Below are 14,031 nucleotides of genomic sequence, written 5' to 3'. Positions count from 1 at the left end.
GTACCGGCCTGTCCTTCGATACGTTCAGACAGTGTTCGCCTGCTTGGCATCGATAGTGGCGTATGTGACATAGGGACGGGAAGCAGGCAGGCTGGCGATTGCGCCATTGTCTTTCCTGACGGCGAACCAGCGACACTTTTCCATTGCCCGCGTGATGCCGACATAGGCCAGTCGGCGCGCTTCCGCTCGCTGCGCATCGTCATAGCTGCCCAGGCCTGCTTTTTCGTACAAGAAATTTTTCGAGGGCGTGGAACCGGTGTAGTGGCAATCGCCGAGCAATACGACGGATTGTGCTTCCAATCCCTTGGCGCCATGGAAGGTCATGCACCTGACTGCCTTGCCCCAATCGTGGCGTGACACCCTTTTGAGCTTTTCGAGGTGTCTTCTCTCGCGTGAGAGTACCAGCATGGGGCGCTCCTCGCAGGCTTCGGTGCGCGCAACTTCCATGCCGATATATTGTCGGATTGCCTCAAATGGCAGCTCGCCTTTCACGCCATGAATCTGTACCGGAAGGTTGGCATCGGCCCATTTTCCCTCGGCCACGCAGGTTTTCGGCTCCATGCCAGGCACGCCGACCAGCACCGACTCGGCGCAGCGGATCAGGTAGTCGCTGCTGCGGAAATTCTCCTTCAATATGACTTTGCCATGCTTGGCGGCAGGGAAGTGCTGTTTGAACTGGACGAAGAAGTCCGGCGAACTGCCGCGCCAGCCATAGATTGATTGCCAGTCGTCACCGACGCAGGTGAGGGAGCCAGCCATGTCACGTCTGACTAGTTCTCGTTGGCAACCTCTAATCCATTTGACAATCTGTGGAGATACATCTTGGAACTCATCCACCATCAGATGCCGCATGGCGCCGAGCACATGCAGTGGCACCGCAGCAAAATTTTCTGGATGATCTTCGGAATAGTGCGCGAACAGCTGATTGAATGAGCAGATGCCGCGCTCCTTCAGCACGGCTTCGAAATAGGGCCAGAAACGCGCCGTGGCCTGCATGAACACGGCATCGCCGCCAAGCTTGTTTTGCTGGCTGGCGATGGCGCTGGAGAGCGTAGCAGCTACCGGCAAGCCCAGATTTTCCACAAACTGCGCCATGCCATGAAAACACTTGGTGATCGGCTTTCTCTTGAAGTCACCTGGTGCGATCATCTTGAACGTGAGTTTGTCGGCGCGTCTTTCCGCATGTGCGGCTAGCCAGCTCAGCTGGATTTTCAGCTCCTGCAACTGTTCAAGCGTATCAATCCAGAGCAAGGGCTTGTCGCTGATACCCGCCAGCACTTTGCGTTTGGTGTAGATCGCGGCGGCGCAAGGAATGCTGTTGTAGCTCGCCCCGGCATAAAATTTGGCCCCGCCCAGAATAATGTAGGCGCCGATTTGCGGCACGTAGCCATTCACCCAGAAGGGCTTGTTTGTCTGCGACGATACGTCGATGGCGGCGAGACGGACATTGATACCGTCCAGCGGCCAGATGCCGGGGGCGATGTCGTGGCGCCAGGCGTGTTCAAGGGCGGCTGTCATCCTCTGGTCGATATCGTTGATCCACTTGATGTTGCCTTGCGTCTTGCCATCGGTCGGTTGGCGAGCCTGGGTCAGGCTGAGTTTGTATAGCTGGATCGCCATAGCGTAAAAGACTTGATCTCGATTGAAGGCCCGTTCGTAGGCGATGCCGAGCAGGTCGTCAAGCGTTGGCGTGTCGTCCGACTCTTCGGTCAGCATAGCGGGGGAGGCATCCTCACTGTCGCTCTCGTCTTGCAGGTCGTCCGATTCTGCCAGCTCCAGCATGTTTTCAACATCGAGTGCGTCGACTTCGCCTTTTTTCTCCCGATCCAGCAACTCAAGCACTTTGGGGCGTACCGGCATACTTTCGCGTGCCATCGTCAGCACCATGGAATGGAAGGTACGCACGATGCGCTTTGCCTCCTGTTCCGATAACTGAATTTGCCATTTTGACAGGCTCGCCTGTAGCTTTTCGATGAAATCGAAGCGAGATGCCTTGGTGAAGGTGAACACGGAGAGCTGGTTGCGGTCTATGCCCAGGTAAAGGTTGAGCGCGATCACGCGCAAGACCAGCGATGTAGACTTGCCGGAGCCGGCACCGGCAATGACGCAGGTGGCAGGGTCGTCGGCCAGGATCATCTTCCACTGGTCCGCTGTGGGCGGATGCGGGAAGCGCGCGGTCACCTCCGTCTTGAATTCACGGCTGACACGCGGTGTAAATCCCAGGGACATGGCGCTCACCAGCCAGTTTTTGCGCGCCTCCTCGGCTTGGCGTTGGCGTTGCGCTTGGTGCGCTTTCTCTGCTGCCAGCGTCGCCGCTTGCGCGTCAGCTTCATACGCTCGTCCCGCTTCAAAGCCATGCTGATAGGCCACAGCCTTGGCTTCAGCCAAAGCCGTGCCATGCTCGCGTTCAACGGTTCTCTGTTCCTGTGAACGCCGCGCCGCCTGCTCCTTTTTTTCCTGTGTTAATAAGGTGGTGTGATGCCCGATAGTCATCAGGCCCAGGAAGTCCAGTATTGCATTGAGTTTGTTCATGCTGGGCGCGAAGGTGGATATGCCGGGATCATATGATAAAAATCCACAAATATTTCCTTGCGGGAATATTTATGTTTATTTTCGTGATTTATTGATGCAGCAATGGAAGCTTTCTTGCTTGCCATGTTGCTTAGTCCCTCTTTGAGACAGCGAGTTCAGCTCAGCCATGTAGAAATTTTCTGCGTTGGTCTCGCTTTTTCTATGTGGCGCGCTCCAGATAGTCGCTGGGCGCCCGCCCCAGCACGCGGCGGAAGGCGGCCGTGAAGGCGCTGGGGCTGGCATAACCGAGATCGAGCGCGACCCTGGTGACGGCTTGCCCTTCGGCCAGGCGCGTAATGGCCGCCAGCAGACACGCCTGCTGGCGCCATTGGGCAAAGGCCAGCCCCGTCTGGGCGCGGAACTGCCGCGTAAAGGTGCGCCGGCTCATGCCCGCCTGCGCCGCCATCGCGTCCAGGCTGCTGTCCAGGCTGGGATGTTCGAGCAATTCCATGCACAGCCGCGCCAGCCTGGCGTCCTGGGGCAGGGGCGCACTCAGGGGCAGGGCTGCCATGGCGGCGATTTCATCGAGCAGCAAGGCCATCAGCCGTCCGGCACGCGATTGTTCCGCATACAAGGCCTCCACGGTCACGGCCTCGGCCAGCAACTGGCGCAGCAGCGGCGAGGCGTCCAGCACCTGGCAATCGGGTGACAAGCCCATCCTGGCGATGGCGGCCTCGTCAATGAAGACATTGTGCATGGTCACGGCGCCCTGCATGCGCATGCCGTGGGATAGCCGGGCCGGGACCCAGCAAGCGCGTTGTGGCGGCACCAGCCAGTTGCCTTGCGGCGTGTGCACGCTGATGACGCCGCGCGCCGCATAGGCGAATTGCCCGCGTGCGTGACTGTGGCTGGGGAACATCGTGCCGGCGGCATGGTCGCGCGCGGTGGCGATCAAGGGACGTGGCACTTCCGTATAAAAATCATCCATGGCCCGTACTCTATAGTATTTGACCTGACATCGAAAGCGGGCCGCCTGCTGGGCGCCTACCATGCACTCTTTTTTCAGGAGTCTGCATGCACAATAGCTATCATCGGGTGGGTCTTGGCCCCCATGCCGTCATCGTCCTGCACGGCTGGTTTGGCGACGCGCACGCATTCGCGCCGATGGAAGCGGCCCTCGATGGCGGCGCTTTCAGCTATGTCTTCATGGACAATCGCGGCTATGGCGGCATGCGCGGCGCGCAAGGCGACTACTCGATGGACGAAGTGGCCCGCGACGCGCTGGCGCTGGCCGATGCGCTGGGCTTGGCCACTTTCAGCGTGGTCGGTCACTCGATGGGCGGCATGGCGCTGGAACGGCTGGCCTTGCTGGCTCCCTTGCGCTTGCGCAAACTGGTGGCCGTGGCGCCCGTGCCCAGTTGCGGCGTGATGTTCGACGGGGCGGCGCGGCAACTGTTTCTCGACGCCAGCGGCAACAAGCAAGCGCGGCGCACCATCATCGATCGCAGCACGGGCGGGCGCTTGTCCGCCACCTGGCTGGACTGGAAGGCGCAGTATTCGTGGGAAAGGTCGGATCCGACAGCGTTCGCACGCTACTTCCTCGCGTGGAGCGGGACGGATTTCAGTGAAGAAATCAAGGCGGCGTGCGTGGAACTGCCCTTGCTGGCGCTGGTGGGGGAGCACGACCCCCGTTTCGATGCGGCCCTGATGCGCCGCACCTATCTGGCGTGGTACCCGCAAGCCCGGCTGGAAGTGCTGGGCAATGCGGGACACTATCCGATGAATGAAACGCCGCTGGCCCTGGCGGCCAGCATCGAGGCGTTTTTATCGGCGCAGTGACTTTACGCCGTCTTGGCGCGCAGGCGCAGCAGGCTCAGGCCCAGCAGCACGAAGGCGCCGCCCGAAATGCGGTTGAACAACTTGGCGCGCCCTGGCGTGGCCAGCTGGGTTTTCAGCAGGCGCGCCAGGTTGGCGTAGAACAAGTGGGCCAGCATGGCGCAGGCGACAAACGAGGTCGTCAGCACGGTGAACTGGATGGCCACCGGTTCGCCCGGCGTGATGAATTGCGGGAACAGGGCCGAAAAGAACAGGATGGCCTTGGGATTGGTCAGCGCGACCGTCAAGCCCTGGCGGAAGAGTTTCCAAAAGGAATTTGGATTCGCCGCGCCAAGCGCCACGGGCGCAGCGGCCACGATGCTGGTCTTGCTGCGCCATTGCTTGATGCCCAGGAACACCAGATACAGGGCGCCAGCCAGTTTCAGCAGCATGAAGGCGGTGGCCGAGGTGGCCAGCACGACGCCCATGCCGGCCATGGCCACGCCGGAAATGATGAACAGGCCAAAACCATTGCCCATGCTGCTGATCATCGCGCGGCGCGGGCCGACGGCGATGGCATTCGAGATGGCCAGCAGGACGGCCGGACCGGGAGAAAACGTGACGAGCAGGGCGACGCTGCAGAAAAGCAGCCAGTTCGAGAGATGCATGGGTATTCCTGGGTGGGGCCGAAGCCGGATTGAGAGTCAAAACACGCTTATTGTACGAAGTTTTCGACTCCTGCGTCAGCGGCCCCCGCCTGAATCAGGCCCAGCTTCAGGCAAACAGGCTGGCGACCACGTGGTTGATGGCGGCGCCACCGGCGATCAGCCAGCAGAACAGCAGGCCGGCCAGCAGCAGGGGCTTGATGCCGGCGCGGCGGATGGCCGACATATGCGTCGTCAAGCCCAGGGCCGCCATGGCCATGGCCAGCAAGACCGTGTCGAGATCGGTGATGGTGGCCACTGTGGCGGCTGGCAGCAAGCCCAGCGAATTGAAGGCCACCACGCCGATAAAAATGAAGGCGAACCAGGGAATGGCCAGCTTGGTGGCCTTGTCGTGGCTGCCACCTTTGGCCTTGCCGCGCGCCAGCACCGCCGACAGGATGACGAGAAACGGCGCCAGCATCATCACGCGCACCATCTTGGCAATCACGGCCGCATTCGCCGCTTCCTGCCCGATGGACTTGCCGGCCGCCACCACTTGCGCCACCTCATGCACGGTCGAACCGATGTACACGCCAAAGGCGGTGGGCGTGGCGCCCAGCACCTGCCAGCCCAGGTTCAACTGGTACAGCAGCGGATACAGAAAGATGGCGATGGTGCCGAACACGACGACGGTGGAGACCGCCACGGTGACATCCTCGCTGCGGCCCTTGACGACGGGCTCGGTCGCCATCACGGCCGCCGCGCCACAGATCGAACTGCCCGCGCCGATCAGAATGGCGCAGTTGCGTTCCAGCTTGAACACCTTGGTGCCGAGGAACATGGCCAGCCCAAACGTGGAGGTCAGCACCAGCGCGTCGATGGCGATGCCGGCCAGGCCCACTTGCCCGATATCCTGGAACGTCAAACGGAAGCCGTACAGGATGATGCCCAAGCGCAATAACGTCTGTTTGGAAAAGGCCACGCCCGCGCCGCAGCTGGGCGCCAGGCGGCCATACACGCTGTTGCCCAGCACAATGCCCAGCATGATGGCCAGGGTCAGGGCGCTCATGCCATGGCTTTGCATCCATTCCAGCTTGCCCAGCGCGATGGCGCCCCAGGCGATGGCGCCGCTCAGCATCAGGCCCGGCAGCAAGCGGCCATAGCGGTCGCTGAAACTTGTTGTGTTGCTTGTTGAGAGGGAAGACATGCCGTACTCCATGTTTTTATGCGTATGGCATGACTGTACAGTTGGTCGATTAAATGGTAAAACGGATTGTTTTTGTATGTTTAACCAATTAAATAGGTAGATTTGATGGCCTTAACCTTGCGGCAACTGCAGATTTTCCTCGCCGTGGCGGACACGGGCAGCACCAGTGCGGCCGGCGAACAGATTGCGCTGTCGCAGTCGGCCACCAGCGCGGCCCTGAATGAACTGGAAGCCTTGCTGGGCGCGCAATTGTTCGACCGCGTGGGCAAGCGATTGCTGCTCAATGACAATGGCCGCCTGCTGTTGCCGCAGGCGCGGCAGATGCGCGACGGGGCCGCCAGCATCGAGCGCCAGTTCGCGGGCGCCGACCCGTCCGTGCCCGTCAGCCTGCAAATCGGCGCCAGTACGACGATAGGCATCTATCTGCTGCCGCAGATCCTGGCGCAGGCGGCGCAGCAATACGGGCGCAGCATTCCCCAGGTGACGATTGCCAACACGGCCGACATCGCCGCCGCCGTGGCGGAGTTCCGCGTCGATATCGGCCTGATCGAGGGGCCGTGCCATGAAGCGGGTTTGCTGGTGGAACCGTGGCTGACGGACCAGATGCTGATCGTGGCCGCGCCCACGCATCCGCTGGCGCAGCTGCATCATCTGCTCAGCTTTGCGGAGCTGAACCAGGCGGGCTGGCTGCTGCGCGAAGCGGGCTCGGGCACGCGCGAAGCGGTGGAGCAGGCACTGGTGCCGTATCTGCACTATCTGCGCGCCGCAGGCGAATTCAGCAACTCGGAAGCGATCAAATATGGCGCCGCGGCCGGTCTCGGCATCGCCTGCCTGTCGCGCGTGGTGGTGGCCGATCTGCTGGCCAGCGGGCAACTGGTGGAATTGGACACCATGCTGCCGCCCCTGGAGCGCAATTTTTATCTGATCCGCCAGTCCAAGAAGATCCTGTCGCCCCGCTTGACGGGATTTTTGGAACTGTGCCGCCACGCTACACGCATGGCGGGGTAATGAAGCCAGGTTTCTCGGATATTTGTCCTTCTGCCATATCAATTGCCACTATTTCGAAACGAAGGAAGTAAACATGGAATTATCTGATGGAAATAAAATCTATCGGCTCACGGCTGATCTTTTGATGGCTATCCAAAATGCGGAGATGGTCGCCTTAGCGGATTTTGGAATCACCCCGGCGATTTACGAAGAAATTCAGGAAGAGCTGGAAAGATCCGGGGAAAATGTTGAAAATTTAACGATGCCTCCCTATGCCATCGCATTTCAAGCTGACAGGACGGGCAGGATTCCCCTCTACAGCTACGAGACGCAAGCCGATCCGCAGTCCAGAAGAGTTGCCTGTCAATTTTGGGCCGAAGGGCTAAAGACGGACCTTACCTTGATTGCCGACTATAAGGAGAGGCAGGGAGAGGCGTCTTTGATTTTCAGGCTGCTTGAGACACAGTAGTGGCCGTGCATGGGAGCGTGCAGCATGCGCGTGATAACAATCCCCTCAACTCACGCTAACGTCCCGGTGCTGTTCAGTGCATGGAGCAACCGTACGCGGCCGCTTGCTATATTTCCTTTTATGGGATAAATTCCCATATATGGAAAACACGACATCAAACGAAGACAGCACCGAACAGCGGCTGGCCGTGCGCCTGAAACAGTTGCGCATGGAGCGGGGCTGGTCGCTGGACCAGTTGGCGAACCTGAGCCAGGTCAGCCGCGCGACATTATCTCGCCTGGAAAATGGCGAGGTCAGCCCGACGACGGTCGTGCTGGGCAAGCTGTGCGCCGCGTATGGCCTGGCCATGTCGCGCCTGCTGCGCATGGTGGAAGACGATTTTCCGCCTCTGCTGCGGCGGGCACAGCAAAGCGTGTGGACGGACCCGGACAGCGGTTTTATCCGCCGTTCCGTTTCGCCCCCGTCGCGCGCCCTGGCCGGCGAAGCGCTCGAATGCGAACTGGGTGCGGGCGTGACGATCATCTACGCGGCGTCGCCCCGTCCCGGCATGGAACACCATCTATTGTTGCAGGAGGGCCAGCTGAACGTGACCGTCGACGGCCGCTCGCACGATTTGCTGCCTGGCGATTGCCTGCGCTACCAGTTGCAGGGCGCCAGCGCGTTTGCGACGCCGCCGGATAGCGGCGCCCGCTATTTTCTCTTTCTTGTCTGAGGTCGCCATGTCCGCATCGCTACGCCATTTTTCGCCCACCGATATTCTCGAAAGCTTACCGGAACTGGGCGCGCTGCTGCAGGCGTGCGTGCACGACGGCGCCAGCATCGGTTTTATTCTGCCCTTCGACGTGGCGGCCAGCCAGGCGTTCTGGACGGACAATGTGCTGCCCGCCGTGACGCGTGGCGTGCGCCTGCTGCTGGTGGCCGAGGTGGAAGGGAAGGTGGCCGGCGCCGTGCAGCTGGACTGGGACACCAATCCCAACCAGGCGCACCGGGCCGAAGTGCGCAAGCTGCTGGTCGCGCCCGCTTACCGCCGCCTCGGCCTCGCGCGCCAGTTGATGCTGGCGCTGGAAGAACAGGCGCGCCTCTTGCCGCGTAGCCTGCTGACCCTGGACACGCGCAGCGGCGACCATGCCGAACCGCTGTATTTGTCGCTCGGTTACGTGGTGGCCGGCAGCATCCCCGCCTATGCGCTGGCGCCTGCCGGCGACCGGCTGGACGCCACGACCATCATGTACAAGCAGCTATAGCGGGGAACTCAGGCGGGGAACTCAGGCTTTCAGGCGCGCTCTAACGGCAGGGACGCGTGATGGCGCGCGTGAATGTGTCAGGGCCGGTGCCGCCTTGTCATGCGTTGCGTATTGTGCCGCGACAAGGCTGATGGCCGGCGCCGCGTGCGGGGGCGCCACCTCATTGCCCAAGGTGAAGATGCCCACCGTGCCCGATAGCTGCTGGGCGCGCTGCTGCATGCTGGCCGCCGCCATTGACGCCTGTTCCACCAGCGCGGCATTTTGTTGCGTCACATGCTCCATCTGCACGATGGCGGCATTGACTTGCTCGATGCCGGACAATTGTTCGCCGCTGGCCATGCTGATCTCGCCCATGATGTCCGTCACGCGGTGCACGCTGGCCACGATTTCGCGCATGGTGGCGCCCGCCGTATCGACCAGGCGCGCGCCCGCGTCGACCCGTTCGACGGAGTCGCCGATCAGCTGCTTGATTTCCCGTGCCGCGCCGGCCGATCGCTGGGCCAGGGTGCGCACTTCGGCGGCCACGACGGCAAAGCCGCGTCCCTGTTCGCCGGCCCGCGCCGCTTCCACGGCCGCATTCAGGGCCAGGATATTCGTCTGGAAGGCGATGGCGTCAATGACGCCGATGATATCGACGATCTTTTTCGACGACGCATTGATCGAGCTCATGGTATCGACCACTTCCGCCACCACCTTGCCCCCTTTGCCGGCCACGTCGGCGGCCGATTGCGCCAGTTGGTTGGCTTGCCGCGCATTGTCCGCATTTTGCTTGACGGTGCCCGTCAGCTCTTCCATCGAGGCGGCCGTCTGCTCCAGCGAACTGGCTTGCGCCTGCGTGCGCTGCGACAGGTCCAGGTTGCCTGCGGCAATCTCGCCTGACGCGCCCGCGATGTCCAGCGTGCCGCCGCGCACATCGCCCACGATAGTGATCAAGCTGGCATTCATGTCTTTCAGCGCCTGCAGCAACTGGCCCACCTCATCGCCGGATTCGACGCGGATATTGCCGCTCAGGTCGCCGCTGGCCACCTTGCGCGCCACCTTGACGGCGTGCCGCAGGGGCCGCACGATGCCGCTGCTGATGAACCAGGCCGTGACCAGGCTCAGCACACCGCCGATCAGGCCCAGCGCGATGATCAGCACGCTGGTATCGTGCGCGCGTGCCATGGCGGCCTCGGCCGACGCGCGCATCTGCGCCGATTGCGTGGCGATCTGCTGGTCGATGTCGCGCAGGGCGGGCTGTTCCTGCGTGCGGTTGCGCGTGGCCTGCAATTGCTCGATGCGCGCATAGCGCTGGTGTACGCTGCTGTCGATTTCCCCGCTCACCGTGGCCAGCTGCCACGTGCTGATGCCGACGACCACGGCCAGCAACAGCGATGCCAGCAAGAAACCCGTTGTCAGGCGTACACCGATGCGTATGTTTGAAATATTCATGTCCCCTCAGCTGTTGTCCCATGGTGGCCGCAGCCCATGCGGGCGGCACGGCGCGGCGCTGTTGCCCCTGACGTTGCTGGGGTGAAATGAGTGTAGCAGTGCAATACTAAGTAATCTATAAATATTTCCATATTGGAATTTGTCACTGCTTGTTTAGCAACAACGGGCAACGATTGTCGAAATTGTTGCCGGATAAAATCACCCTCCTTATTACAGACTCGTCCTACCTCGAACCCCGGCATCATCCGACTGGCATATGCCGGTGTCGCGCCTACACTGATCTTTGCACAGACCCGGCGGCGGGTCGTATCTTCTTACAGGAGGCTGAGATGGCGAATATTCAGGCAGGATCGGACGGTGCGGCAAACGAGGAAATGACGGCAAAGCGCCTGAACGTGGTCGACTGGATCTCCATGATCCTGCTGATCGTGGGCGGCTTGAACTGGGCGCTGGTGGGCTTGTTCGACATCGACATCGTGGCCCGCATCCTCGGCGCCATGACGACGGCGTCGCGCGGCGTATATGTGCTGGTGGGGTTGGCGGCGGTGTATTCCATTTACCTGTGCGTGCGCAAGCTGCCAGCCAAGTCCTAGGAGAAGCTATGCCTGTCGGTGCCCATCCCCGACGCAAACGCGAATTCAAGCAGCTGTAACGGGACTTCAAGCAGGAAGGGCGTTACCCGGGCGGCGCACAAGAAGCGTAAGGGCTTGCTGCAAGCGCTGGAGGCTTGAGCTGCTGTCGTGGCTTGACGGGCCGTGTCTGCTTGTCCGCGTACGTGCGTGCGTGCGCGCAGGCCCGTGCGTGACCTGCTTACTTACTGCGTGCGCAGGTAGGCCAGCAGATCTGCCACTTGCTGCGCATTGCCGATGCCCCAGAAGCGCATGTTATTGCCGGGAATGAAATCGCTGGGTGCCTTGAGGAAGCCGGCCAGGTTTTGCTCGGTCCAGACGATGTTCGCGTTTTTCATGGCTGCCGAATACTTGTAATCGGTGGTGGCACCGGCTTTGCGGCCAATCACGCCCGTCAGCTTGGGGCCGAAGCCGCCGCGCGCCGATGGCCCCACCTGGTGGCAGGAGGCGCACTTGCGAAACGCGGTCTTGCCCGCTTCGGCATTGCCCATGAGAGGAGCGGGAGCTGCGGCTGCGTGCGTAATGGCGGCGTGCGTCAGCAGCAGACCTGCGGAGGCAAGAGAGAAGAGAGAGCGAAAGGTGGATGTCATCGGTGAGGCGGGCATGCAATGCGTGGCAATGTGTGGCAAGCGATGACGCATTTTACAGGCGCACGTCAAAACCTGCCCGCCTGCACGGACCTGCACGGACATGGATGCGAGGAAGTGGCGCAGGCAGCGGTGCAGGAGGGGTGAATGCCGCTAGCGCTTGCCGCCCTGGGCGCCCAGCGCCGCCATGGCGGACGCGAACACGATGCAGGCGATGGCCAGCCACTGGATCAGGCTCAGCAGTTCTCCCAGCACGGCCATGGCGGCCAGCGCGCTGACGGCGGGCGCCGCGCTGCTGAACATGCCGAACACGCCTTGCGGCAAACGGCGCAAGGCAAAGATTTCCAGCGAGTACGGCAGGGCGCTGGACAGCATGGCGATTGCCAGGCCCATCAGCGCAATCGACGGCGCCAGCAGGGCCGTGCCCGAATACGCGACGCCGATGGGCACCGTCACCATGGCTGCCACCGTCATGCCCCAGGCCACGGCTTGCCCACCCTGCAAGGTCGAGGCGCGCTTGCCGAAGATGATGTACAGCGCCCAGCATAGGGCCGCCCCCAGCGCGTATGCCACTCCGACCGGGTCCAGGCTACCTGGACTGCCTTGCAGCGGCAACAGCAAATACAGGCCGAACACGGCGCACGCCACGGCCAGCAAATCGCGCGGCCGGCGCGATGACAGCATGGCCACGGCCAGCGGCCCCGTCACCTCGATGGCGACGGCAATGCCGATCGGTATCAACGCAAACGCCCGGTAAATCAGCAAGTTCATCAACCCCAGCACGGAACCGTAGACCAGCAAGTTCAGTACATCCTTGCGCGTCAGCCGGAAACGCCACGGCCGGAAAATGGTCAGTAAAATCAAGGCCGAAAACCCCACCCGGTACGCCGTAATCCCCTCGACGCCGATGACAGGAAACAGGTTCTTCGCAATCGCCGCCCCCAGATTGACGGAAATCTGCCCTCCCAATACGGCCAGGGACGGGAGCAAAATGCTGTCGGGGAGGGAAGAGGTCGAGGCGGGGGAGGTCATGGGGCGCCATTTTAATACGCAACAGGCCGCCAGTCGCTGGCAGATCTGCAACAGACGGCATTTATCCGCCCGTACTGGCTGCAAAGCGGAGCGGACACTGTTGTAATAGTGCAAGTATTTTCTGATAATGTTATTCTGCCAGTACCCCACTGATCAGTGGGGTGCCGCCAACGATTCTTTGTCTCTATGGAGCCGCTCTATGAATTGCAAAAGCATTGCAGTGACCGTCGCCTTGGTGTTTGCCGCCGGCATGGCTGGAGCACAGGCCTTGCCGCCGCAGGCGCAATTGCCGGCCTGGGCAACGCAACAGCTCGATAGTCTGGCCAAACGCGAAGCGATCGAAGTGAGTGCGCGCATGAACCCGTTTGTCCTGCACGGCGATTTCGATGGCGATGGCAAGGGTGATCTGGCCGTGTTCGTCAAGAACAAGGATAGCAAGAAGGAGGGCATCGCCTTCCTGTTCAGGCAAAAGACGGCGCCCCTCATCGTCGGTGCCGGACATGCCTTGTCCAACGGCGGCGACGATTTCGCCTGGCTGGAAGTGTGGCAGGTGGAAGACAAGGGATCGTTGCAGCACAGCTATCATGAAAAATCCCTCAAGCTGAAAACGGATGGAATCGTGGTGGCGAAAGAGGGTTCTGCCAGTGCCTTGATCTATATCAAGGGCGGCAAGGCGTTTTGGCAACAGCAGGGCGATTGATGGATTGCCCGCGCATGTCCGCTGGCTGGCAAGCAGTCCACGGAAATGGGCAATAGCCTGAATCGGCATGAATTGAGAATATGACAGCACTGGCAGTGGATTTCGTTGCATCCTATACCCCCTCATCCGAAGCGAAAATTGCCTTTGCCTGGAATGGCAGGCATGGGGCCGATTTCGACGATGCCAACATGGCGTTTCGCACGGTCGTAGGCGCGCCAATGATGGTGTACCGTCGGCAATTCCAATGCGCGATCCTGGCGCTCGCCTTGGCTGCCAGTTGCGGCGTCCGCGCGGCAGAGCCTGAAACCGTTGAAACATTGGCGATGCAGTTATTCCTCGGCGTTTGCGTGCCTTCCCAAGGGGATGTGCAGCAGATCGAAACGGCAGTCAGGCGTGTGAAGCTGGTCGAGGTGACGTCAAAAGAGGCGCGGGAACTGCCGGATAGTGTGCCTGGCAAGTCCTGGTCCACGAGCGAAACAGGCGGCCGCTTTACGGTAGTTGCCACGCAGCCGCAAACCTGCGCCGTTGTGGTGAAACAGATAGCTCCAGCCGACTTGAAGCGCGAGTTTGAACGGTGGCTTCCTCCGGCGAGCACCGGCTACACCGTGATGCAGAAAGCCGAGGACAGGCAGGGCGATATGGCGACCTCGTCTTACGCCATTTTGCGCGAGGGGCGGCTCAAGTACAGCTGGGTGCTGCGGATGTCCTTGACCCAGCCGGGCGCGACGGGAACGCTTTCCGTGCGTGCCGCCGTGCCCTGACTTGTTACGATGGA

Annotated in this window: 15 protein-coding genes; 8 read left to right on the top strand and 7 right to left on the bottom strand. The window is 61.4% G+C overall.

What is annotated here, in order from left to right; all coding sequences use genetic code 11:
* Positions 1 to 24: 24 nt before the first annotated feature.
* Both O0882_RS09550 and O0882_RS09545 read right to left on the bottom strand, forming a co-directional pair.
* On the bottom strand, positions 25 to 2,532 hold the full coding sequence (locus O0882_RS09550; protein WP_289947369.1) for a UvrD-helicase domain-containing protein: 2,508 nt from the start codon (positions 2,530 to 2,532) through the stop codon (positions 25 to 27).
* A gap of 199 nt (positions 2,533 to 2,731) precedes the next feature.
* A complete protein-coding gene (locus O0882_RS09545; RefSeq protein WP_289947368.1) occupies positions 2,732 to 3,499 on the bottom strand; it encodes a helix-turn-helix transcriptional regulator in 768 nt (255 codons plus the stop codon).
* Between the two features lie 86 nt (positions 3,500 to 3,585).
* On the opposite strand from O0882_RS09545, the gene O0882_RS09540 reads away from it, so the two are divergent.
* A complete protein-coding gene (locus O0882_RS09540; RefSeq protein WP_289947367.1) occupies positions 3,586 to 4,350 on the top strand; it encodes an alpha/beta hydrolase in 765 nt (254 codons plus the stop codon).
* Between the two features lie 2 nt (positions 4,351 to 4,352).
* On the opposite strand, the gene O0882_RS09535 is transcribed toward O0882_RS09540, so the two are convergent.
* Both O0882_RS09535 and O0882_RS09530 read right to left on the bottom strand, forming a co-directional pair.
* Positions 4,353 to 4,994, bottom strand: a complete 642-nt coding sequence (locus O0882_RS09535) for a LysE family translocator (protein WP_289947366.1) — start codon at positions 4,992 to 4,994, stop codon at positions 4,353 to 4,355.
* 106 nt (positions 4,995 to 5,100) lie between these two features.
* Complete coding sequence (locus tag O0882_RS09530; protein ID WP_289947365.1) at positions 5,101 to 6,177, bottom strand: YeiH family protein; 1,077 nt, start codon at positions 6,175 to 6,177, stop codon at positions 5,101 to 5,103.
* A gap of 105 nt (positions 6,178 to 6,282) precedes the next feature.
* On the opposite strand from O0882_RS09530, the gene O0882_RS09525 reads away from it, so the two are divergent.
* The 4 genes from O0882_RS09525 to O0882_RS09510 all read left to right on the top strand — a co-directional run bounded on the left by O0882_RS09525 (position 6,283) and on the right by O0882_RS09510 (position 8,877).
* On the top strand, positions 6,283 to 7,185 hold the full coding sequence (locus tag O0882_RS09525; protein ID WP_289947363.1) for a LysR family transcriptional regulator: 903 nt from the start codon (positions 6,283 to 6,285) through the stop codon (positions 7,183 to 7,185).
* Between the two features lie 73 nt (positions 7,186 to 7,258).
* Entirely contained in the window at positions 7,259 to 7,633 is a 375-nt protein-coding gene (locus O0882_RS09520) for a hypothetical protein (protein ID WP_289947361.1), read from the top strand.
* Between the two features lie 139 nt (positions 7,634 to 7,772).
* Positions 7,773 to 8,345 carry a helix-turn-helix transcriptional regulator gene (locus tag O0882_RS09515; RefSeq protein ID WP_289947359.1) on the top strand — a complete coding sequence of 191 codons (573 nt, stop codon included), beginning with the start codon at positions 7,773 to 7,775 and terminating at the stop codon, positions 8,343 to 8,345.
* Between the two features lie 7 nt (positions 8,346 to 8,352).
* Positions 8,353 to 8,877 (top strand): GNAT family N-acetyltransferase, encoded by a 525-nt coding sequence (locus O0882_RS09510; protein ID WP_289947357.1) that lies wholly within the window; start codon positions 8,353 to 8,355, stop codon positions 8,875 to 8,877.
* Positions 8,878 to 8,898: 21 nt separating this feature from the next.
* Here O0882_RS09510 and O0882_RS09505 read toward each other — a convergent pair whose 3' ends face one another.
* Entirely contained in the window at positions 8,899 to 10,308 is a 1,410-nt protein-coding gene (locus O0882_RS09505; protein ID WP_289947354.1) for a methyl-accepting chemotaxis protein, read from the bottom strand.
* Positions 10,309 to 10,637: 329 nt separating this feature from the next.
* On the opposite strand from O0882_RS09505, the gene O0882_RS09500 reads away from it, so the two are divergent.
* The gene (locus tag O0882_RS09500; protein WP_197678713.1) at positions 10,638 to 10,901 is read left to right on the top strand and encodes a DUF378 domain-containing protein; all 264 of its coding nucleotides are present in this window, start codon (positions 10,638 to 10,640) and stop codon (positions 10,899 to 10,901) included.
* 221 nt (positions 10,902 to 11,122) lie between these two features.
* On the opposite strand, the gene O0882_RS09495 is transcribed toward O0882_RS09500, so the two are convergent.
* Positions 11,123 to 11,428: a cytochrome c family protein gene (locus O0882_RS09495; protein ID WP_289947343.1), complete on the bottom strand. Its 306-nt coding sequence runs from the start codon at positions 11,426 to 11,428 to the stop codon at positions 11,123 to 11,125.
* A gap of 249 nt (positions 11,429 to 11,677) precedes the next feature.
* Positions 11,678 to 12,556, bottom strand: a complete 879-nt coding sequence (locus O0882_RS09490; protein WP_289947342.1) for an EamA family transporter — start codon at positions 12,554 to 12,556, stop codon at positions 11,678 to 11,680.
* A 199-nt stretch (positions 12,557 to 12,755) separates the two neighbouring features.
* Here O0882_RS09490 and O0882_RS09485 point away from each other — a divergent pair, with 199 nt between their 5' ends.
* Both O0882_RS09485 and O0882_RS09480 read left to right on the top strand, forming a co-directional pair.
* Positions 12,756 to 13,256, top strand: coding sequence for a hypothetical protein (locus tag O0882_RS09485; protein WP_289947340.1), 501 nt, complete (start codon positions 12,756 to 12,758; stop codon positions 13,254 to 13,256).
* An 80-nt stretch (positions 13,257 to 13,336) separates the two neighbouring features.
* The gene (locus O0882_RS09480) at positions 13,337 to 14,017 is read left to right on the top strand and encodes a hypothetical protein (RefSeq protein WP_289947338.1); all 681 of its coding nucleotides are present in this window, start codon (positions 13,337 to 13,339) and stop codon (positions 14,015 to 14,017) included.
* Positions 14,018 to 14,031: the final 14 nt, after the last annotated feature.

Source organism: Janthinobacterium sp. SUN073 (genome assembly GCF_030397665.1).
Taxonomy (GTDB): domain Bacteria; phylum Pseudomonadota; class Gammaproteobacteria; order Burkholderiales; family Burkholderiaceae_D; genus Janthinobacterium.
Note: the sequence above shows the minus strand (reverse complement) of the source record. Positions and strands in the feature narration are given on the sequence as shown.

Bases quoted from the DNA above. Each gene is read 5' to 3' on its own strand.
- O0882_RS09520 (WP_289947361.1), top strand. From the start codon at position 7,259: ATGGAATTATCTGATGGAAATAAAATCTATCGGCTCACGGCTGATCTT.
- O0882_RS09525 (WP_289947363.1), top strand. From the start codon at position 6,283: ATGGCCTTAACCTTGCGGCAACTGCAGATTTTCCTCGCCGTGGCGGAC.
- O0882_RS09540 (WP_289947367.1), top strand. From the start codon at position 3,586: ATGCACAATAGCTATCATCGGGTGGGTCTTGGCCCCCATGCCGTCATC.
- O0882_RS09480 (WP_289947338.1), top strand. From the start codon at position 13,337: ATGACAGCACTGGCAGTGGATTTCGTTGCATCCTATACCCCCTCATCC.
- O0882_RS09550 (WP_289947369.1), bottom strand. From the start codon at position 2,532: ATGAACAAACTCAATGCAATACTGGACTTCCTGGGCCTGATGACTATC.
- O0882_RS09485 (WP_289947340.1), top strand. From the start codon at position 12,756: ATGAATTGCAAAAGCATTGCAGTGACCGTCGCCTTGGTGTTTGCCGCC.
- O0882_RS09505 (WP_289947354.1), bottom strand. From the start codon at position 10,308: ATGAATATTTCAAACATACGCATCGGTGTACGCCTGACAACGGGTTTC.
- O0882_RS09490 (WP_289947342.1), bottom strand. From the start codon at position 12,556: ATGACCTCCCCCGCCTCGACCTCTTCCCTCCCCGACAGCATTTTGCTC.
- O0882_RS09495 (WP_289947343.1), bottom strand. From the start codon at position 11,428: ATGGGCAATGCCGAAGCGGGCAAGACCGCGTTTCGCAAGTGCGCCTCC.
- O0882_RS09500 (WP_197678713.1), top strand. From the start codon at position 10,638: ATGGCGAATATTCAGGCAGGATCGGACGGTGCGGCAAACGAGGAAATG.
- O0882_RS09530 (WP_289947365.1), bottom strand. From the start codon at position 6,177: ATGTCTTCCCTCTCAACAAGCAACACAACAAGTTTCAGCGACCGCTAT.
- O0882_RS09545 (WP_289947368.1), bottom strand. From the start codon at position 3,499: ATGGATGATTTTTATACGGAAGTGCCACGTCCCTTGATCGCCACCGCG.
- O0882_RS09535 (WP_289947366.1), bottom strand. From the start codon at position 4,994: ATGCATCTCTCGAACTGGCTGCTTTTCTGCAGCGTCGCCCTGCTCGTC.
- O0882_RS09510 (WP_289947357.1), top strand. From the start codon at position 8,353: ATGTCCGCATCGCTACGCCATTTTTCGCCCACCGATATTCTCGAAAGC.
- O0882_RS09515 (WP_289947359.1), top strand. From the start codon at position 7,773: ATGGAAAACACGACATCAAACGAAGACAGCACCGAACAGCGGCTGGCC.